The 24366-nt window shown below is 63.8% G+C and carries 17 protein-coding genes, 1 pseudogene and 1 riboswitch; of the genes and pseudogenes, 8 read left to right on the forward strand and 10 right to left on the reverse strand.

The features are described 5' to 3' along the window. Positions 1–164 precede the first annotated feature (164 nt). The gene (gene feoB / locus H8S57_RS09865) at positions 165–2315 is read right to left on the reverse strand and encodes a ferrous iron transport protein B (RefSeq protein WP_186907917.1); all 2151 of its coding nucleotides are present in this window, start codon (positions 2313–2315) and stop codon (positions 165–167) included. A gap of 26 nt (positions 2316–2341) precedes the next feature. After that, positions 2342–2614, reverse strand: a complete 273-nt coding sequence (locus H8S57_RS09870; RefSeq protein WP_186907918.1) for a FeoA family protein — start codon at positions 2612–2614, stop codon at positions 2342–2344. Between the two features lie 107 nt (positions 2615–2721). On the opposite strand from H8S57_RS09870, the gene H8S57_RS09875 reads away from it, so the two are divergent. Both H8S57_RS09875 and H8S57_RS09880 read left to right on the forward strand, forming a co-directional pair. After that, a complete protein-coding gene (locus tag H8S57_RS09875; RefSeq protein WP_186907919.1) occupies positions 2722–3165 on the forward strand; it encodes a metal-dependent transcriptional regulator in 444 nt (147 codons plus the stop codon). Between the two features lie 172 nt (positions 3166–3337). Further along, positions 3338–4705, forward strand: coding sequence for an MATE family efflux transporter (locus tag H8S57_RS09880; protein ID WP_186907920.1), 1368 nt, complete (start codon positions 3338–3340; stop codon positions 4703–4705). A gap of 54 nt (positions 4706–4759) precedes the next feature. Here the strand turns inward: H8S57_RS09880 and H8S57_RS09885 are convergent, their stop codons facing one another. From H8S57_RS09885 to H8S57_RS09905, 5 genes are all read right to left on the reverse strand, one after another. Continuing rightward, a complete protein-coding gene (locus H8S57_RS09885) occupies positions 4760–6301 on the reverse strand; it encodes an O-antigen ligase family protein (RefSeq protein ID WP_186907921.1) in 1542 nt (513 codons plus the stop codon). Positions 6302–6307: 6 nt separating this feature from the next. Then, positions 6308–7429 carry a glycosyltransferase family 4 protein gene (locus H8S57_RS09890; RefSeq protein WP_186907922.1) on the reverse strand — a complete coding sequence of 374 codons (1122 nt, stop codon included), beginning with the start codon at positions 7427–7429 and terminating at the stop codon, positions 6308–6310. Between the two features lie 486 nt (positions 7430–7915). Next, positions 7916–9097 (reverse strand): methionine adenosyltransferase, encoded by a 1182-nt coding sequence (metK, locus tag H8S57_RS09895; protein WP_186907923.1) that lies wholly within the window; start codon positions 9095–9097, stop codon positions 7916–7918. Between the two features lie 90 nt (positions 9098–9187). Beyond that, positions 9188–9284: riboswitch (SAM riboswitch) on the reverse strand. 101 nt (positions 9285–9385) lie between these two features. Then, positions 9386–10633 carry an adenosylhomocysteinase gene (locus tag H8S57_RS09900; RefSeq protein ID WP_186907924.1) on the reverse strand — a complete coding sequence of 416 codons (1248 nt, stop codon included), beginning with the start codon at positions 10631–10633 and terminating at the stop codon, positions 9386–9388. Further along, positions 10630–11607, reverse strand: coding sequence for a radical SAM protein (locus H8S57_RS09905; RefSeq protein WP_186907925.1), 978 nt, complete (start codon positions 11605–11607; stop codon positions 10630–10632). Before H8S57_RS09905 ends, H8S57_RS09900 begins: the two co-directional genes overlap by 4 nt. A gap of 353 nt (positions 11608–11960) precedes the next feature. Between H8S57_RS09905 and H8S57_RS09910 the strand changes: the two genes are divergently transcribed. Together H8S57_RS09910 and H8S57_RS09915 are read left to right on the forward strand one after the other, a co-directional pair. Continuing rightward, positions 11961–14285, forward strand: coding sequence for a polysaccharide pyruvyl transferase family protein (locus tag H8S57_RS09910; RefSeq protein ID WP_186907926.1), 2325 nt, complete (start codon positions 11961–11963; stop codon positions 14283–14285). Positions 14286–14375: 90 nt separating this feature from the next. Continuing rightward, entirely contained in the window at positions 14376–15224 is an 849-nt protein-coding gene (locus H8S57_RS09915; protein ID WP_243204772.1) for a rhomboid family intramembrane serine protease, read from the forward strand. A gap of 296 nt (positions 15225–15520) precedes the next feature. Here H8S57_RS09915 and H8S57_RS09920 read toward each other — a convergent pair whose 3' ends face one another. Continuing rightward, the gene (locus tag H8S57_RS09920; protein ID WP_186907927.1) at positions 15521–16768 is read right to left on the reverse strand and encodes a tRNA(Met) cytidine acetate ligase; all 1248 of its coding nucleotides are present in this window, start codon (positions 16766–16768) and stop codon (positions 15521–15523) included. Between the two features lie 171 nt (positions 16769–16939). Between H8S57_RS09920 and H8S57_RS09925 the strand changes: the two genes are divergently transcribed. Next, positions 16940–18136, forward strand: coding sequence for an acetate/propionate family kinase (locus tag H8S57_RS09925; RefSeq protein WP_186907928.1), 1197 nt, complete (start codon positions 16940–16942; stop codon positions 18134–18136). 201 nt (positions 18137–18337) lie between these two features. Here the strand turns inward: H8S57_RS09925 and H8S57_RS17370 are convergent. Together H8S57_RS17370 and H8S57_RS09930 are read right to left on the reverse strand one after the other, a co-directional pair. Continuing rightward, positions 18338–19078 (reverse strand): annotated as a pseudogene (locus tag H8S57_RS17370) (anti sigma factor C-terminal domain-containing protein); the annotation flags it as partial. A 386-nt stretch (positions 19079–19464) separates the two neighbouring features. After that, the gene (locus H8S57_RS09930) at positions 19465–19947 is read right to left on the reverse strand and encodes an RNA polymerase sigma factor (RefSeq protein ID WP_186907929.1); all 483 of its coding nucleotides are present in this window, start codon (positions 19945–19947) and stop codon (positions 19465–19467) included. Between the two features lie 292 nt (positions 19948–20239). Here H8S57_RS09930 and gdhA point away from each other — a divergent pair, with 292 nt between their 5' ends. The 3 genes from gdhA (at position 20240) to H8S57_RS09945 (ending at position 24296) form a co-directional block, all read left to right on the forward strand. Further along, complete coding sequence (gene gdhA / locus H8S57_RS09935) at positions 20240–21595, forward strand: NADP-specific glutamate dehydrogenase (protein ID WP_186907930.1); 1356 nt, start codon at positions 20240–20242, stop codon at positions 21593–21595. Between the two features lie 739 nt (positions 21596–22334). Beyond that, positions 22335–22562 (forward strand): helix-turn-helix domain-containing protein, encoded by a 228-nt coding sequence (locus H8S57_RS09940; protein WP_186907931.1) that lies wholly within the window; start codon positions 22335–22337, stop codon positions 22560–22562. 114 nt (positions 22563–22676) lie between these two features. Next, positions 22677–24296, forward strand: a complete 1620-nt coding sequence (locus tag H8S57_RS09945; protein WP_186907932.1) for an NAD(P)/FAD-dependent oxidoreductase — start codon at positions 22677–22679, stop codon at positions 24294–24296. The last annotated feature ends 70 nt before the right edge of the window (positions 24297–24366 follow it).

The following is a 24366-nucleotide window of genomic DNA, read 5'->3' on the forward strand; positions in this document are numbered from 1 at the left end:
CAGCCTGCTGGCACATTTTTCAAAATCGGATCTGCAGAAACAGTGGGAAAAGGCTTTTGGCGGATTGTCAAATCAGGTGCGGCGAAAGATCAAAGAAACCTTTAGGCGCAAAACGCCCCGGCCCCAGCCGCAAAAGCGGTCGGGACCGGGGCGCTCTTCGTTTTTCAGGCCAGGCCCAGCAGACGGGCCGTGGTGGCAACCGAAAAGCAGACCAGCATCCCGATGCCGGTGGGCAGCAGGATGGAGACCAGGGTCCATTTGGCGCTGCCCGTCTCCTTCCCAATGGTCAGGCAGGTCGTGGAGCAGGGCCAGTGGACCAGGGAAAAGAGCATGGTGCACACCGCCGTCAGCCAGGTCCAGCCGTTGTCCACCAGCAGCGCCCGCAGGGCCTCCAGATCATCCAGCGCCAGCAGGGAGCCGCTGGAGAGATAGGCCATGATAATGATGGGCAGCACGATCTCATTGGCCGGAAAGCCCAGGAGGAAGGCCATCAGGATGACTCCGTCCAGCCCCAGCAGCCGGGCGAAGGGGTCCAGAAATCCGGTGCACCAGTCCAGGATGCTGCCCCCGCCCACCTTAACATTGGCGCACAGCCAGATCAGCAGCCCCGCCGGGGCCGCAACGGACACCGCCCGCCCCAGCACGAACAGGGTCCGATCCAGCACCGAGCGTACGATGACCTGCCCGATGCGCGGCCGCCGGTAGGGCGGAAGCTCCAGCGTAAAGGAGGAGGGCACGCCCTTCAGGATGGTACCGGACAGCAGCCGGGACACCCAGAAGGTGAGAAAGACCCCCAGCAGGATGACCCCGGTCAGCAGCAGCGCCGACAGCACGCCCCGTCCCATACCCGCTCCGGTCCCCACAAAAAACATGGTAATGATTGCAATCAGAGTGGGAAAGCGCCCGTTACAGGGGACAAAATTGTTGGTCAGGATGGCGATAAGCCGTTCGCGGGGCGAATCAATGATGCGGCAGCCCACCACGCCGGCCGCGTTGCAGCCAAAGCCCATGGCCATGGTCAGCGCCTGCTTGCCGCAGGCGCTGGCCTTTTGAAATGCATGGTCCAGCACGAAGGCCACCCGCGGCAGATAACCGAAGTCCTCCAGCAGGGTGAACAGAGGGAAAAAGATGGCCATAGGGGGCAGCATGACCGAGACCACCCAGGCCAGTACCCGGTACACCCCCAATACCAGCGCCCCATGGAGCCATGCCGGGGCGTTCAGCGCGGTAAACAGGTCACTCAACCGGTCCTGGACCCAGAACAGGCCCGCAGAGAGCAGCTGCGACGGGTAATTGGCGCCCTGGATGGTCAGCCAGAACACCCCGGCCAGCAGCAGAAGCATCAGAGGAATCCCGGTGGCGCGGGATGTGAGCAGGCGGTCCAGCTTGCGGTCCCGTTCCAGGCGCTCCTCCCGCTCACAGGAGACCACACCGGCGCACAGCTCCTCCGCCGTCAAAACCAGCCGCGAGACCAGGCAATCCCTGAGTTCCTTTGCGCCGAGCCCGGACCGGGCCAGAACGCCCCGTGCGCCCTCCAGCGCTTTCTGTACCGCCTCGTCCCGCTGCACGTCCCAGCCCAGCGTTTCCGACAGGCGCTCCAGCAGCGCAGCGTCCTGATCCAGCAGCCGCAGGGCCGTCCAGCGTGCGCTCAGCCGTCCGGCCAGCCGTGTTTCCAGCAGCGGACGCAGCTGCTCCACCGCGGCCTCGATGGGCGGCAGATAGCGCACCGGCGGCGGCGCCGGCGCTTCCGGCGCGGCGGTCAGCTCCGCCACCGCGTCCATCAATTCCTCCAGCCCCTCGCCCCGCCCGGCCGCCGTACCCACCACCGGCACCCCCAGCCGCCGGGCGAGGCCCTCCAGATCCACCCGGATCCCTTTTTTTCGGGCCTCATCCAGCAGGTTGACGCACACCACGCACCGCGGTTCCAGCTCCAGCGTCTGCAGGACCAAATTCAGATTGCGCTCCAGACAGGTGGCGTCGCACACCACGACCGCCGCGTCCGCGCCGCCGAAGCAGAGAAAATCCCGCGCCACCTCTTCTTCCGCCGAGTGGGCCATGAGGGAATACGTACCCGGCAGATCCACCAGCACGTAGCCCCGTTCCCGGTGCTCACACTGTCCCTGCGCGTTGGCCACGGTCTTTCCCGGCCAATTTCCCGTATGCTGCCGGAGCCCGGTCAGCGCGTTGAAGACGGTGGACTTGCCCACATTGGGGTTCCCCGCCAGGGCGATCACCCGGTCCTCCGGCCGGTTCTTTTGGAGCACCAGCCCGCCGTCCACCGCGCCCGCGCCGGTGGAGGTATTGGTCAATCCCATCGCCAGCTCCTCCCCCCTTACTGCGTTCAGGCCAGTGCAGTCCGGCCCGCCGGGGCACGCTCCGGGCAGAGCCCCTCCAGCCGGACGCCCCGGGCGTCCCGGCCCCGCAGGGCGATGACCGCGCCCCGGATCAGATACGCCGCCGGGTCCCCGGCGGGACTTTTGGCGGTGCAGGTGACCCGGGTGCCCCGGATCAGGCCCAGATCCAGCAGCCGGCGGCGCATGGCCTCATCGGCCTGGATCTCCGCTACGTAGGCGCTCTGCCCGACCCGCAGGGCGCTGAGAGAATATTCGCTCATATCTCAAATCCCCTTGCCATAAGTTGGTGTAAGGAAACTTTGTTTCCACACCCTATCTTATTGCGCCGTGCGGTAAAAGGTGCCGCCGGAATGGGAGGTGCGCGCGTATGTCCCAGACGGAACAGGCGGATTTTTACACCCAAAAGGGCTATCAGATGCGCAAACAGCAGCAAATGACCGGCGCTATGGAAGATTACCTGGAGATGATCTGCCGCCAGGCCCGGGCGGAGGGGTACGTGCGCATCAACTTTTTGGCCGGGCGGCTCAACGTACGCCCCTCCTCCGCCTCCAAGATGGTCTATCAGCTGCGGGAGCAGGGTCTGGTGACCTTTGAGAAGTACGGTCTCATCCAACCCACTCAGCGAGGCTGGGAGATCGGCCGTTACCTGCTCTACCGGCACGACGTGCTCCACCGGTTCTTTTGTCTGGTCAACGGCTCCACGGATGAGTTGGAACAGGTGGAGCAGGTGGAACACTATCTCAACGAGAGCACCGTGCACAATCTGGATATCCTGCTGTCCCGGCTGGAAAGCGCTGCTCCGGCGGAATAGCATGCGCCAAAAGGCACAGAACGGCCCGGGAGCCTTCCCGGGCCGTTCTGTCTATTTCCGACAAACCGCACGGCAAGCGCATTGACATATCCGTTTCATCTGTTAGAATGATAACAAATCGTTTGAATCGACTGCCGCGGGCCCTGCAAGGCCCGCCTTTGGAGGGAAAAGCATGCCGCAAACTGCACAAGAGAATAAGATGGGCGTGATGCCGGTGCGCCGCCTGCTGATCACCATGGCCCTGCCCATGATGATCTCCATGCTGGTACAGGCCCTGTATAACGTTGTGGACAGCATTTTCGTGGCCCAGATCAGCGAGAGCGCGCTGACGGCCGTATCCCTGGTCTTTCCCTTTCAAAACCTGATGATCTCCATCGGCGTTGGGACCGCCGTGGGCGTCAACGCCCTGCTCTCCCGCAGCCTGGGCGAAAAGAACTTCGCGCTCGCCGACCAGACGGCGGAGAATGGTGTGTTTCTCTCGCTGCTCAGCTATCTGGCCGTTCTGGTCCTCTCTCTGACGTTGGCGCAGCCCTTTATGGCCATCCAGATCGACGATCCCGAGATCATTTCCTACGGCGTGTCCTATCTGCGCCTGGTGGGCGGGCTCTCCGTCGGCATGTTTGCCGCCATCATGCTGGAGCGTCTGCTCCAGTCCACCGGACGCACCTTCTATACCATGATCACCCAGGGGCTGGGCGCGGTCATCAATATCGTACTGGACCCCCTGATGATCTTCGGCATCGGCCCCTTCCCCGAGATGGGTGTGGCCGGGGCCGCCCTTGCCACGGTGATCGGGCAGTGCGTGGGGGCTGTGCTGGCGCTGTATTACAACATCCGCCATAATCCGGAGATCCATCCCAGGCTGCGGGGCTTTCGCCCCAACGGCGCGGTGATCCGCCGGATTTATGCCGTGGGCGTGCCTTCCATCCTCCTCAGCTCCATCGGCTCGGTGATGACCTTCGGCATGAATCAGATCCTTACCTCCTTTACCTCCACTGCCACCGCCGTGTTCGGCATCTACTTCAAGGTGCAGTCCTTTGCCTTTATGCCGATCTTTGGCCTGAACAACGGCATGGTGCCCATCGTCTCCTACAATCTGGGCGCGCAGAAGAAAAAACGGCTGGTCGGCACGGTGAAATTCGCCTTCCTGCTGGCTCTCTGCATTATGATAGCAGGCTTTTTGGTCTTCCAGCTCCTTCCCGCCCCCATCCTCCGCCTGTTCGACGCGTCGGACATCATGCTCTCCATCGGCGTGCCCGCCCTGCGCATCATCAGCATCAGCTTCCTGCTGGCCAGCGGCAGCATCATCAGCATCTCCACCCTCCAGGCGCTGGGGAAGGGCGTGCAGAGCATGATGATCTCCTTCACACGCCAACTGATCGTGCTGCTGCCCGTGGCCTGGCTGCTCTCCCTCCGCGGCACCCTGGAATCCATCTGGTGGGCCTTCCCCATCGCGGAGGTCGTCACGCTGGCGCTGTCCGTCTTCCTGTTGGCGCGCGCCTATCGAACGCTCGTCAAGCCCATGCCGGATGAGGAATAGACGCTCCAAAAGGCCCCCCTGATGCGCTGCATCAGTGGGGCCTTTTCGTTCGCGTCATGCCGTTCTTTTGTCCTTCTGGAGGTGCGCCAGCTTGACGCAGGCCGCGATAACGCCGAAGAGGAACCACCAGGTGAACATATTGCGGGGATAGAACCAGGTGTATTCGGCCAGTCCGATGACCAAAATACCGCAGAAGCCGCCGATCGCCGCCGCCAGCAGCCGCCTGAGGCGCACGTCCGCCGCGGCGCAGAAGGCTTTTACCCCGCTTTTGAGCTGCCAGAGGAGCAGCGCCAGGAAGGCGAGCAGGCCCAGTATCCCGGTCTCGCCCCACATCTGCAGATAGTTGTTGTGGGTGTGGATGGGGTAGGAGCCGTCGAAGTTGGTGGGATAGGTCTGGAAGACCTTCTTCATCACGTCGCTGCCCAGGCCAACGCCCCGGACCCAGTAGTCCTCCATCAGGTTCTTGGTGGTGTCGTAGATGCCGAAGCGGTACTGGACGGAGCTGTCCTCTCCGGCCTTGAAGATGGTGAGGATGCGGTTGTAGATGGTCTCGGGCAGGAAGGGGATCGCGGCCAGGCCCAGGATCAGCATCACGGGCACCCAGCGCCAGTCCATCAGAATCACAAATACCACCACCGCGAATGCCAGTCCGATCCAGCTGGCGCGTCCATAGGTAAAGCCGATGGCCACCACACCCAAACAGAGGGAGAGCAGGGAAAGCAGCTTACCCCGCCAGCGGGAGTTGAGAAAGAGGGCAAGCTCCAGCGGCAGGAGCATCGCCAGCTGTTCGGCAAAGTTGTTGGGGTTGTCGAAGAAGGAATAGACCCGCCCCGGCATATCGGCATTGAGCGTCATATCCTGCTGGGAGGGGACCACCTCCACACCGACGTAGCCCTGATAGCAGCCGTACAGGGCGGCCACCGAGATGCCCAGCACCGCCAGGGCCACCACCAGCTGGAGCTGCTCGTACCGGCGCACGGAACTGACCAGCACCAGCACCAGGAGGAAACCCGTCAGGTGGAAGAAGAAAAACCGCATGGACAGATGGGTGGACAGGGACCCCGCCAGCGCAATGCAGAGGAAGGCCAGATAGAGGGTCATATAGGGCCCCAGCCGGTCCAGCTCCAGGCGGTTCTTCGGCCGGGAGGCGCTGCCGATCACGAACAGGCCCAAAAGGCCTGCCGCGGCGGCAAAGCCGTAGGCATTGTTCCAAAGGGAATGGGGCGCCGCCAGCATCACCAGCAGGAACACGCCCACAAAAAAAGATGTGGCGCCGCCCAGCGCGGCGATGAGGCGGCAGAACAGGCTGCCCGCCCAGATGTCCCGCCCCAGTTGGTAGATCCATTTTACCAGTGCGCAGGGGATGTTCAGGATGGCCGTGAACACACGGCAGGCAATGCTGTCCGGCCAGCGCCGGGAGACCGCGCCCTCCCGCCACAGCGCATTCCAGATCACGCTGTTCTTGGCCTGTAGGCAAAACCATTCTCCCACCCGGTCCAGGGCGCGGCCCAGGACGCTATTGGCTCCCGCCTGTTTCAGCCCCAGCCAGGCGGCCAGAAAAACGCGCAGGAACCAGCTGTTTTCCGTAATTGACATCAGTTTTTATACTCCTTGGAATCCGTCGTGGAGCGCCTTTTCATAGACGCCGAAGGTGGCACGGGCCATTTTATGAACCTCAAATTTCGCCTCGATGGTCCTGCGGGCATTTTCCCGGCATGCATCCGTAAAGGAGGGGTCCTCCAAAAAGCGCTCCATCGCGGCCGCCATGGAATCGGGGTTATCATATTCCACCAGCAGTCCGCAGCCCGCCTCGTCGTTCACAATATCGGAATTGCCCCCCATGTCGGTGGCGATAACGGGCAGGCCCGCCGCCATGGCCTCGATGATAAGGAAGGACAGCGCCTCGTGCCGGGAGGCGTTCACATACAGGTCGGAGCCCTTGTAGAGGTTCTTGATATCCTTGCGGAAGCCGATGAATTTGACGCAATCCTCCAAAGCCAGCTGCTTTACCTGCGCCTTGGTGGGCTCCAGCAGCGGGCCGTCCCCCGCCAGCACCAGCGTAAAGGGCTTGTCCGTCCGCTGGGTCAGGCGCTTCACCGAATCGATGAGGTAGCGGTGCCCCTTGTCGTCGGCAAAGCGGGAGGCGCAGAGCATCACAAAACGTCCCTCGTCCAGCCCCAGTTCGGCGCGGAGGGTGGACTGCGAGCGCTCGCCCGCCCAGGCGTCCAGATCCACGGCGTTGAAGATGACCTGGATGCGCTCCCCGCTCCAGCCGTTGGCGATGAGCTGCTCTTTTCCCTTGTTGCACACGGCGATCATCTGATCCTGGCGCTTATCCAGAATGCGGTTGGTGAAGCGGGTCACCGCATCGTTGGCCAGGACGAAATGATTGGTGTACACCACCCGGATATGCGGATTGTATTTCTTGGCCAGCAGGGCGGTGTAGTGCTCCCGCAGGTAATGGCAGTGGACCAGATCGATCCCCCACTCGGTACACAGGGCCGCCAGGTCGCGGGCCGCCTTGTAGTCGAAGCGGCGGCGCATCTCCACACGCCGGCAGGGTACGCCCATCTCCTCCAGCCGCTCCACCAGCAGGCCGCCCTCATGATAGGCAAAAAAGGGCTGGACCAGTCCGTCGGCCGAGAGATAGTTCACCAGAGTCTCCACATACCGCTCCGTCCCCGCCTTCCCGGCGAAGTTGAGCAGATAGAGCACCTTCGTCATAGAAGGATACCCCCTTTTTCCCATAGTAGGCGCGGACTTCCGATCCGCGTCTCCCATTCTACAGGAAACCGCCGGGGAAATCAACCTGCTTTTCAAACAGCGAAGGCCCGCCGCAGCTGCGGCGGGCCCCTTTGCTTTGACTTCCTCGGGCGGAGTAAATCCGCCCTGCGGCAAGGTTTTGCTTCGCAAAACGCTTGTACGCGCCGCAGGCGCGGGGCGCTTGCGCGCCCGGTCGCACGGGAGGGTTCGGTGGAACTCCGCCCGCCCTTTCTTACCGGTAGCTCTTGAGCTTCTCCACCATGTCCGTGTGCGCTCCCCACGAAAGGAATCCTTTCGTGGGGCCCCTTTGCTTTGACTTCCTCGGGCGGAGGAAATCCGCCCTGCGGCAAGGTTTTGCTTCGCAAAACGCTTGTACGCGCCGCAGGCGCGGGGCGCTTGCGCGCCCGGTCGCACGGGAGGGTCCGGTGGAACTCCGCCCGCCCTTTCTTACCGGTAGCTCTTGAGCTTCTCCACCATGTCCGTGTGCTCCCAGGGCAGGTCGATATCGGTGCGGCCGAAGTGGCCGTAGGCGGCGGTCTGCTCGTAGATGGGACGGCGCAGATCCAGGTGCTCGATGATCTTGGCGGGGCGCAGGTCAAAGCACTCGTTCACGATCGCGGAGAGCTTCTCCTCGCTCAGCACGCCGGTGCCGTAGGTATCCACCAGAACGGAGACGGGATGGGCCACGCCGATGGCGTAAGCCAGCTCGATCTGGCACTTGCGGGCCAGGCCGGCGGCCACGATGTTCTTGGCCACATAGCGGGCCATATACGCGGCGGAGCGGTCCACCTTGGTGGGATCCTTGCCGGAGAAGCAGCCGCCGCCGTGGGCAGCGGAGCCGCCGTAGGTGTCCACGATGATCTTGCGCCCGGTCAGGCCGGTGTCGCCCACGGGGCCGCCCACAACGAAGCGCCCGGTGGGATTGACATAAAACTTGGTCTCCCGGTCGATATACTTGGCGGGGATGACCGGCTTGATGATGGTCTCCACAATGGCCTCCCGCAGATCCTTGAGGGCGATATCCGGGTCGTGCTGGGTGGACACCACGATGGCCGGGCAGCGCAGCACGCGGCCATCGTCGTCATACTCCACGGTGACCTGGCTCTTGCCGTCGGGCCGCAGCCAGGTCAGTTCGCCGGTCTTGCGCGCCTCGGCAAGCTTGCGGGAGAGCTGGTGGGCCATAGAGATGGGGGCGGGCATCAGCTCCTGGGTCTCGTCGCAGGCATACCCGAACATCATGCCCTGGTCGCCGGCGCCGATCCGGTCGGCCGCGTCCACGCCGCCGTTCTGGGCCTCATAGGACTGGTTGACGCCCATGGCGATGTCGGGGGACTGCTCGTCGATGGCGGTCATCACCGCGCAGGAGCGGTAATCAAAGCCGTAGCTGGGGTCGGTATAGCCGATGCGCTCCACCGTGCGGCGGACGATGGCGGGGATGTCGGTATAGTGCTTGGTGGTGATCTCGCCCATCACCGTCACGATGCCGGTGGTGGTAAAGGTCTCGCAGGCCACGTGGGCGGTGGGGTCGGCGGCCAGGATGTCGTCCAGGACGGCGTCGGAGATCTGGTCGCACACCTTATCGGGATGCCCCTCGGTAACGGACTCGGAGGTAAACAGTCGCTTTGCCATAGTTCTTTCTTCCTTTCTTTTTCTGGAGGGAGCCTGCCGGATCGAAAAAGCGCTCCGCCGGACGGCGGAGCGCGGAAAGAGGCTCATCCATCCTCATCTTTCGATACTTCTACCGTCGGATTTGGCACCTTGCAATGCAGGTTGCCGGGCTTCATCGGGCCGATCCCTCCGCCACTCTTGATAAGGCTATTCAATTGACACTGGATATTGTAATCACTCTCGCGTGCAATCGCAATAGACAAAACAGCCTCTTTGTATAATGCCGTCGGAATGCGTGTCCCGCGCGCCCTATTCCGCCTTCCAGCCGTTGAGGTAGGCCTGCTGCTCCGGGGTGAGCGCGTCGATGGCCAGCCCCAGCGCCGCCAGCTTCACCCGGCCGATCTCCTCGTCGATCTCGTCGGGTACCTGGTAGACCTTCCGCTCCAGCCCCTGCCGGTGCCGGACCAGCCACTCCAGCGCCAGGGCCTGCACCGCAAAGGACATGTCCATGATCTCCGCCGGGTGCCCGTTGCCTGCCGCCAGATTCACCAGGCGGCCCTCGCCGAGCACGTTGAGCACCCTTCCATCGGGCAGGGTATAGCCTTCTATATTCTCCCGGCGCACTTCCCGCCCGACCGCCATGGCCGCCAGTCCCGCCACATCCACCTCGCAGTCGAAGTGGCCGGCATTGGTCAGCAGGGCGTTGTGCTTCATCACTGCAAAGTGCCTGGGGGTGATGACGTCCTTGCACCCGGTGACCGTGACGAATACGTCGCCGCAGCGGGCCGCCTCGTCCATGGGCATGACCCGGAAGCCGTTCATGGTGGCGTCCAGCGCCTTGAAGGGGTCCACCTCGCAGACGACGACGTCGGCCCCCATGCCTTTGGCCCGCATGGCCACGCCCTTGCCGCACCAGCCGTATCCGGCCACTACCACGGTCTTGCCCGCTACGACCAGATTGGTGGTGTGCATGATGGCGTCCCACACGCTCTGACCGGTGCCGTATTTATTGTCATAGTAGTGCTTGGCCCTGGCGTCGTTGACCGCCATCATGGGACAGGGCAAAATCCCCTCCCGCTCCCGGGCCCGCAGGCGCAGGATGCCGGTGGTGGTCTCCTCGCAGCCGCCGATCAGGTTCTCCCCCAGCTGCGCGCATTTACCGCCCAGCAGGTGGACCAGGTCTCCCCCATCGTCCACGATCAGGTGGGGCCGAACCTTCAGCGTTTCGATCAGATGGCGCTCATACTCCTGGGCGGACGCGCCGTGGACGCCGAAGGTCTCCACCCCCATGGACGCCAGTCCCGCAGCCACATCGTCCTGGGTGGACAGGGGATTGGATCCGGTGAGCCGGACCTGCGCCCCGCCCTTCTGGAGCACATAGCCCAGATTCGCGGTCTTGGCCTCCAGGTGGACCGACACGGCGATGCGCAGGCCGGCAAAGGGCTGCTCCCGCGCAAAGCGCTCCTCAATGCGCCCCAGCGCGGGCATAAAGTCCCGCACCCACCGGATCTTGCGGCGGCCGGACTCTGCCAGAGATTGATCCTTCAGGATGCTCATAGCGCTTCTCCTTCCTCTCCGGCCTTCTCCCGCTCCATAGCCGCGGGAGAGGGGCCGTCCCAGAAATCCAGCGTCAGCAGGGGCTTGCTGCGCCGGAAGCACTGCACCTGCCGGTGGATCCGCGCCAGCTGTGCGCCGCTGGGCGCCTCCTCCGGACCGAAGGCCGGGCAGGTGAAGAACCAGCAGAATTTGGCGCCGGAGGCGATGATCTGATCAAAAAAGCCCTCTTCCGAAACCCGCCCGGCGTTCTCAGCCGTGCAGCGGCAGGCCACGCCGAAGGGCAGCCGGGCGCGGCGCATCAGCGCCATAGCCCGCTCGGTCTCCGGGGTGGGCTGGTCGGCCTGGATGGCCGGGAACAGGTTGCCCACCCGCAGCATGTCCTCCGCCAGCTCCCCGGTAATGGATTCCGGCGGGGTAAACGCAGCGAACACGCAGCCGCTGTGCTTGTTGCACAGCGCGATGATCTCCTGCTCCCGGGAGAGCGGATCTCCTCCGGGAAAAATATAAAGGTAGGTCCCCCCCGCCTTGCGGGCGTCGATCTCCTCATCCAGGCTGTCGAACTCCATCACCGGGCGCACGCCGTAGATCGCGCTACCGCAGCCCTTGCAGCCCATATCGCAGGGAAAGGTGGGGTCGATCAGGACCGACCAGGGCGCCCCGCCTTCCGGCCAGCCTCCCTCTGCATTTTTCTGCGGCCAATCCAGCAGATTCCCGTTGAGCACAAAATTTTCAAAGAGCTTTTTCAGTACCCGGCTGTCAATGTCGGTGTACATGCTCTTGATCAGGCGGTACCAGTTGTTTTCCGGGTCGCTCATGGCGCTGCGGAACAATTCCCGGTAATGCTGGGGCAGCTTTTCCCCGGTAAACCGATCCACCCACTCCATCAGCCTGGGAAGGTTGGCATCCGGGTCCCGCTCCAGATAATCCAGGACCTTGGAGAACCCAAACGCCTTAATGTGAGCCGATATGCCCATTTCTGCGGCACACTCCTCTCCCAAAGTTTCATCCCATTTCAATCTTTGCTTATCATACCCCATCCGTCCCTGCCGCGCTATAGACAAAATTTCAACCTTGTCACAATTTCCGATTTTTTTGCGGGGGCAGGCGGGGTATTCCAATATACTTTCCCGCAGGGCTGTGGTATAATAGCCGCAATGCGGCTATTATACCACAGAACCGGCATGATTCGCTCCCGCCCTGCGGGCTTCCGGCGCGAACGATGCCGCCTGCCGCGATACGCTTTGCGCGCGGTATCCCAGCTGCAAGCGGCCGTGCCCGTCCCATCCGCCCGACCGGCACGATCCTTTTCGTTCAGGAGTGAGCTTACATGCGCACAGGACTTATTACCTTCCATTTCGCCCACCATTACGGGGCCCAGCTCCAGGCCTACGCCACCATGCGCTCCATCCAGGCCCTGGGAGCGCAGTGCGAGATCATCGACTACCGCCTGCCCCACACCACACGCACCAATCAGCTCTTCAAGCGCTCCGGCGCGCTGCGGGATATGGTCTCCGACGCCCACACCGCGCTCCACTACGCCGCGTTCCGGCGCCGCTTCGACCGGTTCGAGGCCTTTGTGGCCCAGGAGATGACCCTCTCCCCCAAGCGGTATACCACCTTCGACCAACTGGAAGCGGACGCCCCGGAGTACGACGTGTACGTGGCGGGCAGCGATCAGATCTGGAACCCTTATATCTTTCAGGACAAACAGTTCGACCCTGCCTTCCTGCTGGCCTTCGTGCGGGAGGGACGCCGCATCGCCTACGCCCCCAGCCTGGGGGTGTCGGAGCTGCCCGAGGACAAGCTGGCGCAGCTGCGCCGCTGCCTGGCGCCCTACTCCGCCCTGTCCGTTCGGGAAAAGCGGGGGCAGGCCCTGCTGGAGCAGGCTGCCGGACAGCAGGCCCGTGTGGTGCTGGACCCCACCCTTCTGCTGACCGGAGCGGACTGGGGCGCGCTGGCCGCGCCGCCGAAGGAGCCGGGCCAATACATACTCTGCTATTTCGTCTCCGACCCCGGCGAGGCCGCCCCCTACGCCCAGGCGCTGTCCCAGCGCACCGGCTGGCCTATCCTCCAGCTGGCGGGCGCACGGCGGAAGATCGACGGCGCCGCGCGGCTGATCTTTGACGCGGGCCCCAAGGAATTTTTGGGCCTGTTTCAAAACGCCGCCGCCGTAGTCACCAACTCCTTCCATGGGGCGGTCTTCTCCCTCCAGTTCCAGAAGCCTTTCTTCACCTCCATGTCTCCCAGCGAACGGCGGGAGCCCACCTATTCCCGCATTTACAGCCTGCTCTCCCGGCTGGGCTGCACCGGACGCATCATCGGTCTGGACGCCACCGAAGCGGTGGACGCCCCCATGGACTACGCCGCGGTCCATCAGCGGCTCTCCGCCGAGCGCGCCGACTCTTTGGCCTATCTGAAGGCCGCCCTGGAGGGGACGCAGCTTCCGCTCCAGCCCGCGCAGGCAGACACGCCGGGCCGGGAAGCGCCCGCGCTGTGCCGCCGTGAGGACTGCACCGGCTGCACCGCCTGCGCCGCCGTCTGTCCGGTGGGGGCCATCACGCTAACGGCGGATCACGAGGGCTTTCTGCGTCCTGTGATCGGGGATTCCTGCATCCTGTGCCGCAGCTGTGAACGGGTCTGCCCCATGCTCCAGCCCGCCTCCCCCGTCCACATCCCCGCTGCCGCCCACGCGCTCTGGAACAGCGACGAGGCCGAACGCGTCGAAAGCTCTTCCGGCGGCTTTTTCTCCCTGCTGGCCCGGCATACCCTCGCCCAGGGGGGCGCCGTATTCGGCGCGGTGCTGGACGCGCATCAGACCACCCGCCACGTATGTGCCCGCTCCACAGCGGAGCTGGGGCCCATGCGGGGTTCCAAATATGTGCAGAGCGACCTGGGCGACACCTTCCGGCAGGCCCGCGCTCTGCTGGAGGCGGGCACACCGGTGCTCTTTTCCGGCGTGCCCTGCCAGATCGACGGCCTGCTGCGCTTTTTTGGCCGGGATTACGAGCATCTGCTTACCTGCGACCTGGTTTGCCACGGGGTCCCCTCCCCGGCGGTATTCCGTGCCTGGCTGGATACGCTGGAGGCGCGGCAGGGCTCCACGGTCCGCCAGGTCCGCTTTAAGGACAAATCCCACGGCTGGTCCCACCCTTACCTGAGCGTGACCTTTGCCGACGGCGGCGTGTACACGGAGGATTTCAACCGCACCTGCTATGGCCGCGGCTTTGGGATGCAGCTGTTCCTGCGCCCCGCCTGCGCCGTGTGCAAATACACCAGCGTCAGCCGCCCCGCCGACTTTACCCTGGCCGATTACTGGGGGCTGGACCCGGCGCTGGAGCTGCCGGTGGAGCGGGACAAGGGCGTATCCATGGTCCTGGTCAACAGCGCCCGGGGCCGCGCCGTGTTCCAGGAGCTCTCCCCCCGCTTCGGCCAGGTGGAGCGTCCCCTGGAGGAGGCGGTGGCGGGCAACCCCCGCCTGGCCTCTCCTCTCAAGGCCAATCCCCGCCGGGCGGCTTTCTTCTCCGCCTTCCGTACCCTGCCCTTTGAACAGGTGGAGCGCCGTTTTCTGGCGCTTCCTCCCCTGCCCTACCGGGCCGCCGCCAAAGCGCTTACACCGGGGATGAAGGAGAAGCTGCGCAGGCTCATGAAATAACCGGCCGCAAAAAGTTTACAATTTGTTTTAGAAATATCCCCCGTTCCCTGTTAGACTAACGTTACTACCCTGATCTGGGAGGAATTGCCTTTGAAATCCATCGACGCGCTTTTGGACCGTTTCTGCTACCGGCACCCCAAGCTGGGCATCCCCAATCTGATGCTGATCATCTCCGTGGGCAACGTGATCGTGCTGCTGCTGGACCTGTTCAGCCATTATACCTTTTCCTATTGGATCAGCTTTGTCCCGGCGCTGATCTTCCAGGGGCAGATCTGGCGGCTGGTGACCTTTATTTTTGTGCCGCTCAACGAAAACCTCCTCTGGTTTCTCTTCTCGGTGCTGCTGTACTATTCCATCGGCCGCAGCCTGGAGCAATCCTGGGGCGCCACCAAATTCACCGTATACTACTTTCTGGGCGTCATCCTTACCATCGTGTACGGCCTGATCATGGGTCTGGTGGGCTACGGCTGGTATCAGACCGCCAATATGTACTACCTGAACATGTCCCTCTTCCTGGCCTTCGCCACCCTTTATCCGGATACGACCTTTTTGATCTACTTCATCATCCCGGTCAAGGCCAAATGGCTGGCCTGGCTGGACCTGGGCTTTCTGGCCCTGGCCGTGGCGGGCACGCTGATAGGCGGCAATCTCCCCATGGCTCTGGTGCCCTTGGTGGCCATTCTCAACTATGTGCTCTTCTTCTGGTCTGACCTCATGGGCATGTTGGGACGCGCCAGGCACCGCCACTCCCGCCAGACGGTGAACTTCAAGCAGGCCACCCGGCAGGCCCATCAGCAAAAGGGATATCTCCACAAATGCGCCGTCTGCGGCAAGACCGACACCGATGATCCCGACGAGGCGTTCCGCTACTGCTCCAAGTGCAACGGCTACTACTGCTACTGCTCCGAGCATATCAACAACCACGTGCATATCCAGTGATCAAACAAGCCCGTCCCTCCATCCGCCTGCAGGCGGATGGAGGGACGGGCTTGCGTCTGTCGAAACAGGATACGGGACAAGGTTCGATCTCCCGCAAAAAAGTCACCCCGTCCGTCCTGAGAAGGGTCCCTTCCGACGCGCGTTCTCCAGGGGACCCGCTCGTGCCCCGGCAGGGCAATTCCCCTTGTGCCGCCGGAAGGGACGGATTGTGATTGATGCCGTCATCTTCGCGGGACAAAACCCGGCCGGGCGCTTGTGCGGAAGGCGTTTCGACAAGCGGAAGGCCGTGCGGACGGTCAGCACACCACTGGACTGGAGGTCCACTCCAGCGCGCAGGGACGCGGGCGCGCAAAGCACAGGCCGTACAGATCGGTGCACCGCCCTTCCAGCTCGAACAGGGTCCGCCCTTCCGCTTCCAGCGCGCGGGCGTGGGCAGGCTTGGTGATGACCGGCAGAGAGGCCGCCTGCTTCATCCGCCGCAGCAGTCCTCCCCCCCGTTCATTGAGCCCCAGCACCCGCAGGTAGGGCACATGCGCAGGCCGGTCCGCTTTGGTAAGGCCCAGAAACGCCCACAGCAGCAGCCGGCGGACCCGGGCTTCGGTATAGCGCCTGGTGTTGGCCTGCGCATAAAACGCCGGTATGCTCTCCGCCCGGCGCCCCGCCCGGACCAGCCGCTCAGGCAGCCCTTCGGACGCGCCGCTGTCGGGCAGGGCCGCCCAGTCCTCCGCGGTCATGGTCCGCACCCTTGCCAGCATCACCTGCTCCACCCGCTTCAGGGCAGGCAGACCGATGAGCGAATCCTCCAGCCGCTCCCTGGCCCCCGGCAGCAAATAGGGCTCCGCCCTGTCCCACCGCCCCTCCAACAGATTCCAGCGGATCTCCGTGGCCGAGGCAAACTGCATCCGGTCCACGGTGCCGGCCCCGGCGGCGCCGTCCTCCCGGTGGGTGTCCATCCCCCCCATGCTGTTATGGGGCGCGCCCCGGCGGAGTACCGTCATTGGGGTCATCCGGGCGTCCAGGGTGCGGACGGCCCGGATGTACTCCACACCCAGGTTATTGTTGGCCTTGCGGAGCAGCGATGCGCTCTCCGGTCCCGCCAGCGCCTCCACGGCTGCCTGGCGGCAGGCCGCAAACGGTTTGCCCTGCTCCAGCCGGACCCGCAGGGCGGCAGGATACTCCGGGGCGTCCAGACAGGCCGCCGCCCGCTGCAGCGCCTCCACATCGCCGCATTCGCTGCCGAAAGACAGCACGTCCACCACGCCGGTGGCCGCCAGGACCTCCACCCCGCCCCGGGCAAACGTCTCGGCCGAGGCGGCGGCCCAAGGCGTAGGCAGCTCCAGCACCAGGTCCGCCCCTCCCATCAGGGCCAGCCGCGCCCGGGTCCATTTGTCCGCGATGGCGCAGTCGGCCTGCTGAGTCCAGTGTCCGCTCATGACGCATACGATGGCCGTGTTTTCCCCCAGCAGGCGCTTCGTCTGGGCAAGGTGCCAGGCGTGTCCCCGGTGGAAGGGGTTGTATTCACAGATGATGCCCGCCGTCCTCATGGGCTGTTCCTCCAAAAGAACCCTGAATTTTTGTCCGATTTGTGCGAAAATATGGGTTGTCCTTCGGTCAAAAAAGGGCTAAAATATAGTTTGTATATGCTTTCCTATTTTACTACGTGAACTTTGGGTATACAAGCCGTATGCCACGAATTTAAAGGAGAGATCGTAAACATGAAAGTCCTGGTCATCAACGCCGGCAGCTCCTCCCTGAAGTATCAGCTCATGGACCCCGAGACCCGCGAGGTGCTGGCCAAGGGTCTGTGCGAGCGCATCGGCATCGACGGTCGCCTGACCCACAAAATCCCTGCCAGGGATGCCAAACACGAATTTGAAATCCCCATGCCTACCCACGCCGAGGCTATCCAGGCCGTGCTGGACGCCCTGCTCTCTCCCGAGTACGGCGTGATCAAGAGCGCCTCTGAGATCGACGCCGTGGGCCATCGCGTGGTGCACGGCGGCGAGAAGTTTGCCGCCTCCGCCCTCATCACCGGCGAGGTCATGGCCGCCATTGAGGAGTGCATCCCCCTGGCTCCTCTGCACAACCCCGCCAATATCACAGGCATCAAGGCCTGCCAGGCCGTCATGCCCGGCGTGCCCATGGTGGCCGTGTTCGATACCGCCTTCCATCAGACCATGCCCGCCAAGAGCTACATCTATGCGCTGCCTTACGAATACTATGAGAAGGACAAGGTCCGCCGCTACGGCTTCCACGGCACCTCTCACAAGTACGTCTCCGGCCGGGCCGCCGCCATGCTGGGCAAGCCCATCGAGCAGCTGAAGATCATCACCTGCCACCTGGGCAACGGCTCCTCCGTCACCGCCGTGGACGGCGGCAAGAGCGTGGATACCTCCATGGGCTTCACCCCCCTAGCCGGCCTGCCCATGGGCACCCGCTCCGGCGACCTGGACGCCGGTATCCTGGAGTATTTGATGAACCGGTACGGCTACGACATCAAAGAGATGCTCAACATCCTCAACAAGAAGTCCGGCGTGCTGGGCATCTCCGGGGTGTCCTCCGACTTCCGTGACCTGAGCGACGCCGCCGAGCAGGGCAACCAGCGCGCCGAGCTGGCCGTAGACGCCTTCAACTACGGCGTAAAGAAGCTCATCGGCGCCTATGCCGCCGCCATGGGCGGGGTGGACGCCATCGTCTTCACTGCCGGCGTGGGCGAAAACTCCGCCGACCAGCGCCTGGCCATCGCTTCCGGCCTGGAGTTCATGGGCGTGAAGATGGACGCCCAGGCCAACAACGTCCGCGGCAGGGAGACCGTCATCTCCACCGCCGACTCCAGGGTGAAGGTCCTCCTCATCCCCACCGACGAGGAGCTTATGATCGCCATGGATACCGCCAATATCGTCAACCAGTAAGCGCAGCCGGATCGTCTCGCGGCGCGTTTCAACCAAAACACGGACTGCCGGGCAGCTTGCCCGGTAGTCCGTGTTTTCTCCTTTTTTCGGATGCGTCCTGCCCGCTACTGCCGGATGCTCCGGCTGCCGGATGCTCCGGCTGCCGGAGTAGCGGCAGGCCAACACCCGCTCGATGGCAAGCCCGTCCGCATCTCCCCGCTCCGTCAGCGCCAGCAGCGCCTGCGGCTGACCGTAGACCAGCGCGCCATAGATCCGGATGCCGTGCTCCTCTACATAGTCCCGCTGGCCTGCAAAGTCGTACTCCGGGAACTGCGCGCCCGGTCCGACCAGCGCATCCGCCGCTTTCGTCCGCTCCGCCGCATAGGACAGTAGACTTTGGAAATGCTGGGTATACAGCCCCCCATAAGCCTTCGCCATCGCCGCAGCGCTGCCGCTGGGAAACCAATTCCCCAGCCGCTCCGCCAGACTGAGCATCGGGTAGTCCGCCAGCCCGCCCTGCGCGCACGAGCCGTCCACCGTGGAAAAACCCCGCAGGACCGCCGGATCGTCGGAGGTGCGCACGGCACACCAGCGGAAGGAGATTTCCACTCCATACCGCTGTTCATAGCCGTGCGCCAACGCGGCAAACTCCATGGGCGTCAGATCCTGCGGAAAATGGACCCAGACGGAGACGTAGGCGCTTTCGTCCAGCTGGGCCAGATCGGCTTCGTAATCCGGGATTCGGCGGACGCCCTCCTCCACCGCCCCGGACTCCGCCAGCGCATACAGGCCGATGGCCTGCTCGCTCCACAAATATCCGTTTTCCCCGTCCTGGCCGGGTTCCAGCGTACGGCTGACCGCAGTGCGCTCCCCGGTAAGCCAGTCCTCCTCGGTATAAGACAGATCGTACCGGCCGAATCCCCGGTTTCCGGTCTGGATGTCCCGGACCGACCGGCCGGGCATGATCAGCTCGTAGAACGCGCTCAGGTCATACCAGATATCTTCCCGCTCGTCTCCAGCCTGCCCTACGCTTCTGGCGTTGGGCTGGTAGCAGAAGGACGCCGCTAGGGGGGAGACTACGAGACGCACCCCCAGCAGGACGGCCAGCACAACGGCCGCCGACAGGACCGCCACCCGGCCCAGGCGGCGATTTACGATGCGGCGCACCCGCCGGGCCGGCTCTGTCTCCTCCGAAGTTCGGTGCGCCCCCTCTCCGGTCAGCTCGGCCTCCAGCCCCTCGGCCAGATAATCGGAAATGGCCGCGCTCTTCTCCAGCTCGGCCTCCACCAGCGCCCGCTCCGCTTCCGTCGCGGCGCCGGTTCGATACCGTTCCAACAGCTCACGAAAACTCACAATTGTCCCTCCAGTCTGGTTTTGAGCTTTTGCCGGGCCCGGCACAGCAGCGTGCGGGCCGCGCCGGGAGAAAGTCCCATGGCCGCCCCCACCTCGCGCAGCGGCAAGCCGGCGTAGTAGTGGAGCGTTACCGCCTCCCGATCGGCGGGGGACAGCTCCAGCACCGCCCGGTAGACCGCCCGGCGGCGCTCCTCCCGGATGAGATCCTCCAGCAGATCCTCCTCTGCCGCCAGCCGTTCCGGGTCAGGGGGCTCTCCGGTCTGGAACTTTCTCCGGCGCATGCTGTCCACCCACAGGTTGCGGCACACCCGAAAGAGCCAGCCCTTCCACTCCCCCTCCCGCTCCAGCGAGAGCAGGGCGCGGTAAAAGGTCTCTCCCACCAGGTCCTGGGCCTGGTCCGGGTTCTTACAGAGGGAATAGGCGTACAAGTACACCTCTCCCACATGCCGCCGGTAGAGCGCCTCCAGCCCGTCGTACATCCCGTCCTCCCCCCCTCACCCGACAAACGTCTCAGCGGGCAAAATGTTACACGTTTCATTCTATTTGCATGCATCCAGTCAAAGTGGTGCATTTTATTCCGCATACCCCGCATAGTTTCCGTCACTTTTGCAATTTATAAATTTTTTCTTGCAATTTCAATGCGGCAGCAGTATAATATGAGCTAACGTGGCAAAGCGGCTGCTGCACGGGGCGCGTCCCTGTGTGTATCATAGCAAAAATCAGGCCGGTCCGTCCACCGTATGGACCGCCAAGCAAAGGGGTTTGGCAACTATGGCATTTCAGTTCACCGATTCCTATCTTCAGGGCGTTTATGAAACTCTGTGCAGGAAAAACGCCCAAGAGCCCGAGTTCCTCCAGGCTGCCGGCGAGGTCCTGGAGTCCCTCCAGCCCGTGGTGGCCCAGCGGCCGGAGCTGGTGAAGTCCGGCGTCATCGACCGCATCGTGGAGCCCGAGCGCAGCCTGATGTTCCGCATCTCCTGGGTGGACGATCAGGGCAAGGTGCAGGTCAACCGCGGCTATCGCGTACAATTCTCCACCGCCATCGGCCCCTCCAAGGGCGGCCTGCGCTTCCATCCCAGCGTGAACCTGTCCATCATCAAATTTTTGGGCTTCGAGCAGATCTTTAAAAACAGCCTGACCGGCCTGCCCATGGGCGGCGGCAAGGGCGGCGCCGACTTCGATCCCAAGGGCAAGAGCAACAATGAGGTCATGCGCTTCTGCCAGTCCTTCATGACCGAGCTGCAGCGGCACATCGGCCCCGACACCGACGTGCCCGCCGGCGACATCGGCGTGGGCGCCCGGGAGATCGGCTATCTGTTTGGCCAGTATAAGCGCATCCGCAACGAGTTCAACGGCGTGCTCACCGGCAAGGGCCTGAGCTACGGCGGTTCTCTGGCCCGCACCGAGGCCACCGGCTACGGTCTGTGCTACTTTGCCGACGAGATGCTCAAGGCCGCCGGGAAGTCCTTCCAGGGCCAGAGCGTCGTGATCTCCGGCTCCGGCAACGTGGCCATCTACGCCAACCAGAAGGCCACCGAGCTGGGCGGCAGGGTCATTGCCATGAGTGATTCCAACGGCTATATCGTGGACGAGAACGGCATCGATTATAAGATCATGCAGGAGATCAAGGAGGTCAAGCGGGCGCGCATTTCCACCTATCTGGAGTATGTGCCCACCGCCAAATACGTGGAGGGCTGCCGCGGCATCTGGAGCGTCCCCTGCGGCATCGCCCTGCCCTGTGCCACCCAGAACGAGTTGGATCTGGACGGGGCCAAGGCGCTGGTGGAGCACGGCTGCTTTGCCGTGGCCGAAGGCGCCAACATGCCCTCCACCCCCGAAGCCGTCGCCTATTTCCAGGCGCACAAGCTTCTCTTTGCCCCCGCCAAGGCCTCCAACGCCGGCGGCGTGGCCACTTCCGGTCTGGAGATGAGCCAGAACTCCATGCGCCTGTCCTGGACCTTTGAGGAAGTGGACGAGAAGCTCCACGGCATCATGCGCAACATTTACCACAACGCCGCCAATGCCGCCGCCGAGTACGGCATGGAGGGCAATCTGGTGGCCGGAGCCAACATCGCCGGCTTCCTCAAAGTGGCCGACGCCATGATTTGGCAGGGTGTAAGCTACTAAGAGGAACGCATCCGTCTCCTGCCGGACCGTCGGCCACTGGGGCCCCATCTGCGATGGGGCGGCGCGGTAAGCGCCGTTCAAGCGTTTTTGCCGCAGGCAAAAACCTTGGCGCAGGGCGGATTCACTCCGCCCGAGCAGGCCCAACCCGCAGGGTTTCCAAAACGCCCCGCGTTTTGGGACGGCCGACGCCATGATTTGGCAGGGTGTAAGCTACTAAGAGGAACACATCCGTCTCCTGCCGGGCCGTCGGCCACTGGGGCCCCATCTGCGATGGGGCGGCGCGGTAAGCGCCGTTCAAGCGTTTTTGCCGCAGGCAAAAACCTTGGCGCAGGGCGTGCGCTGCTGTGCGGTTCCACCGGCCTTGTGCTCCCATAACGTTAACACAGCAGGCGCGCCCTGGGGCACGCCTGCTGTGTTTTACAGCCGCCCACGGGGGTAATGTCTGTCCGGCTCCATCCATTCCCTGACCCAGCTGCATACCCGTTCATCCGGCTCTCCGGCCCGGGCGCCAAACGCGCAGCAGGATATCTGCCCAAAATCAATCTGATCCGGCACCCCCCTGTTCGTACAGGGGCTCCTCCATCACGCAACCCAGCCGGTATGCAGGATACGCCTGTATCATGGATTTCTTGCGTTCTTCCAATCATTCTTGTATCATAACAGCACCCCGCGCCACTATAGGTCAATTTTACCCTAATCGGAATAGGTCAATTTACCCATAATAAGGCAGGGTGATATTATGTCACGGTTACGTGTGCTCAGAGAAAAGCGTGGTTTTACCCAAGTCAAGATGCAAATACTGACCGGGATCGACCAAAGCGACTATTCTAAAATCGAATGCGGTAAGCGGTACTGCTCTTTCGAACAGTGTCGCAAGATCGCGTTGGCGCTGGATACGAGCATGGACTATTTAGCCGGCCTGACCAACGTCGAAAAACCTTATCCGCGCGCAAAAGACATGGATTAGTGGTTTCCATCTGCCGGGAGCTGTGCCTTTAGCGCCCCCCCTGATTGCCGTACCCCCGCGGAGGAGCGCGGGGACAAGCTCCGTCTCACTCTGCTCCAGGAAAGAGGTAACACCATGATCCGAATTCAAAACATCGTCCTGCCCATCGACGGCGGGCAGGAGCTGCTCCGAGCGCGGGCGGCCGGACTGCTGGGCCTTCCGCCGGGCCAGATCCAGGCCCTCTCTCTGGCCCGGCAGTCGATCGACGCCCGTAAGAAGAACGACGTCCACTATGTGTGCACGGTGCATGTGACCGCCCCGGAGGAGGCAGCTTTGGTACGAAAGGCGGGCAACCCCAACGTGACTCTGTTTCAGCCTCAGCCCTACGCGTTTCCCCCGGTCCGCCGTGCTTCCGCGCTGCCTCCTGTGGTGGTCGGCATGGGGCCGGCGGGGCTGTTCGCCGCGCTGTTCCTGGCCCGGAACGGACTGCCTCCCATCGTATTGGAGCGGGGCCGTCCGGTGGAAGCGCGCACACGGGACGTGGAACGCTTTTGGCAGACCGGGATACTGGACCCTTCCTCCAACGTACAATTCGGGGAAGGGGGCGCGGGCACTTTTTCCGACGGCAAGCTGACCACCGGTACCCACGATCCCCGCATTGCCACCGTCTTCCGGACGCTGGCGGCGGCGGGCGCTCCGGAGGATATCCTCTGGCAGCACAAGCCCCACATCGGCACCGATCTGCTCCGGGACGTGGTGAAGGCCATCCGCCTGGAGCTGCTGGAGCTGGGCTGCGACGTACGCTTTGGACACCGCCTGACCGGTCTGGAGATCCGAAACGGCCAATTGACTGCGCTGAAGGCGCAGGGCCCCCAGGGCGCCTACGACCTGCCCTGCGACGCGCTGATCCTCGCCCCCGGCCACTCCGCCCGGGATACCTTCGAACTGCTGCTGGAGGCGGGCGTTCCGCTTGCCCCCAAGCCCTTTGCCATCGGCGTGCGGATCGAGCACGCACAGGCCGCCCTCTCCCAGGCCCAGTTTGGCCCGGCCTGGCAGCGCCTGCCGGCCGCCGACTACAAACTGGCCTGCCACCTGCCCGACGGGCGCAGCGCCTTCACCTTCTGCGTCTGTCCCGGCGGACAGGTGGTGGCCGCCGCCTCGGAGGAGGGGCGGCTGGTGACCAACGGCATGAGCCGCCGGGCCCGGGACGGGGCAAACATCAACGGCGGCTTCCTGGTCGGGGTGGGCCCCGGCGACTTCGGCTCCAGCCATCCCCTGGCGGGGGTGGCGTTCCAGCGCCGCTGGGAGGAAGCCGCCTTTGCCCTGGGCGGCGGCGGCTTTCGGGCTCCCGCCCAGACGGTGGGGGATTTCCTCTCCGGGCGGGCGTCCGCGGCACTGGGCGGGGTGGCGCCCACCTACCGCCCCGGCGTCACGCCCGCCGACCTGCGGCGCTGTCTGCCCGGTTACGTGGCCGACACGCTCCGCTCCGCCCTGCCCCTGTTCGACCGGAAGCTCCGGGGCTTTGCCTCCCCGGAAGCCCTGCTGACCGGCGTGGAGACCCGTTCCTCCTCCCCGGTGCGCATCCTCCGCGGCGAGGATCTCCAATCCCCCATCCGCGGTCTGTATCCCTGCGGTGAAGGCGCAGGCTACGCAGGCGGGATCACCAGCGCCGCCGTGGACGGCGTCCGCGTGGCGGAGGCCGTGGCTTCCGCCGGGCCCGGCGCGTCCCTTGACTCCCCATCCCGGTCTGTTTGATCGGGATGGGGATTTTTCCTGGCTTTTGCATATCCTATATTTTTCAAGGTGCCGACGTGATATGGTTAAG

Source organism: Lawsonibacter hominis (assembly GCF_014287895.1).
Classification (GTDB): Bacteria; Bacillota; Clostridia; order Oscillospirales; family Oscillospiraceae; genus Lawsonibacter_A; species Lawsonibacter_A hominis.

Excerpts from the sequence above, each read along its gene's own strand:
- H8S57_RS09885 (WP_186907921.1), bottom strand. The coding sequence starts at position 6,301 with ATGTCAATTACGGAAAACAGCTGGTTCCTGCGCGTTTTTCTGGCCGCC.
- H8S57_RS09910 (WP_186907926.1), top strand. The coding sequence starts at position 11,961 with ATGCGCACAGGACTTATTACCTTCCATTTCGCCCACCATTACGGGGCC.
- H8S57_RS09890 (WP_186907922.1), bottom strand. The coding sequence starts at position 7,429 with ATGACGAAGGTGCTCTATCTGCTCAACTTCGCCGGGAAGGCGGGGACG.
- feoB (WP_186907917.1), bottom strand. The coding sequence starts at position 2,315 with ATGGGATTGACCAATACCTCCACCGGCGCGGGCGCGGTGGACGGCGGG.
- metK (WP_186907923.1), bottom strand. The coding sequence starts at position 9,097 with ATGGCAAAGCGACTGTTTACCTCCGAGTCCGTTACCGAGGGGCATCCC.
- H8S57_RS09870 (WP_186907918.1), bottom strand. The coding sequence starts at position 2,614 with ATGAGCGAATATTCTCTCAGCGCCCTGCGGGTCGGGCAGAGCGCCTAC.
- H8S57_RS09940 (WP_186907931.1), top strand. The coding sequence starts at position 22,335 with ATGTCACGGTTACGTGTGCTCAGAGAAAAGCGTGGTTTTACCCAAGTC.
- H8S57_RS09875 (WP_186907919.1), top strand. The coding sequence starts at position 2,722 with ATGTCCCAGACGGAACAGGCGGATTTTTACACCCAAAAGGGCTATCAG.
- H8S57_RS09905 (WP_186907925.1), bottom strand. The coding sequence starts at position 11,607 with ATGGGCATATCGGCTCACATTAAGGCGTTTGGGTTCTCCAAGGTCCTG.
- H8S57_RS09880 (WP_186907920.1), top strand. The coding sequence starts at position 3,338 with ATGCCGCAAACTGCACAAGAGAATAAGATGGGCGTGATGCCGGTGCGC.
- gdhA (WP_186907930.1), top strand. The coding sequence starts at position 20,240 with ATGGCATTTCAGTTCACCGATTCCTATCTTCAGGGCGTTTATGAAACT.
- H8S57_RS09900 (WP_186907924.1), bottom strand. The coding sequence starts at position 10,633 with ATGAGCATCCTGAAGGATCAATCTCTGGCAGAGTCCGGCCGCCGCAAG.
- H8S57_RS09925 (WP_186907928.1), top strand. The coding sequence starts at position 16,940 with ATGAAAGTCCTGGTCATCAACGCCGGCAGCTCCTCCCTGAAGTATCAG.
- H8S57_RS09945 (WP_186907932.1), top strand. The coding sequence starts at position 22,677 with ATGATCCGAATTCAAAACATCGTCCTGCCCATCGACGGCGGGCAGGAG.
- H8S57_RS09930 (WP_186907929.1), bottom strand. The coding sequence starts at position 19,947 with ATGTACGACGGGCTGGAGGCGCTCTACCGGCGGCATGTGGGAGAGGTG.
- H8S57_RS09920 (WP_186907927.1), bottom strand. The coding sequence starts at position 16,768 with ATGAGGACGGCGGGCATCATCTGTGAATACAACCCCTTCCACCGGGGA.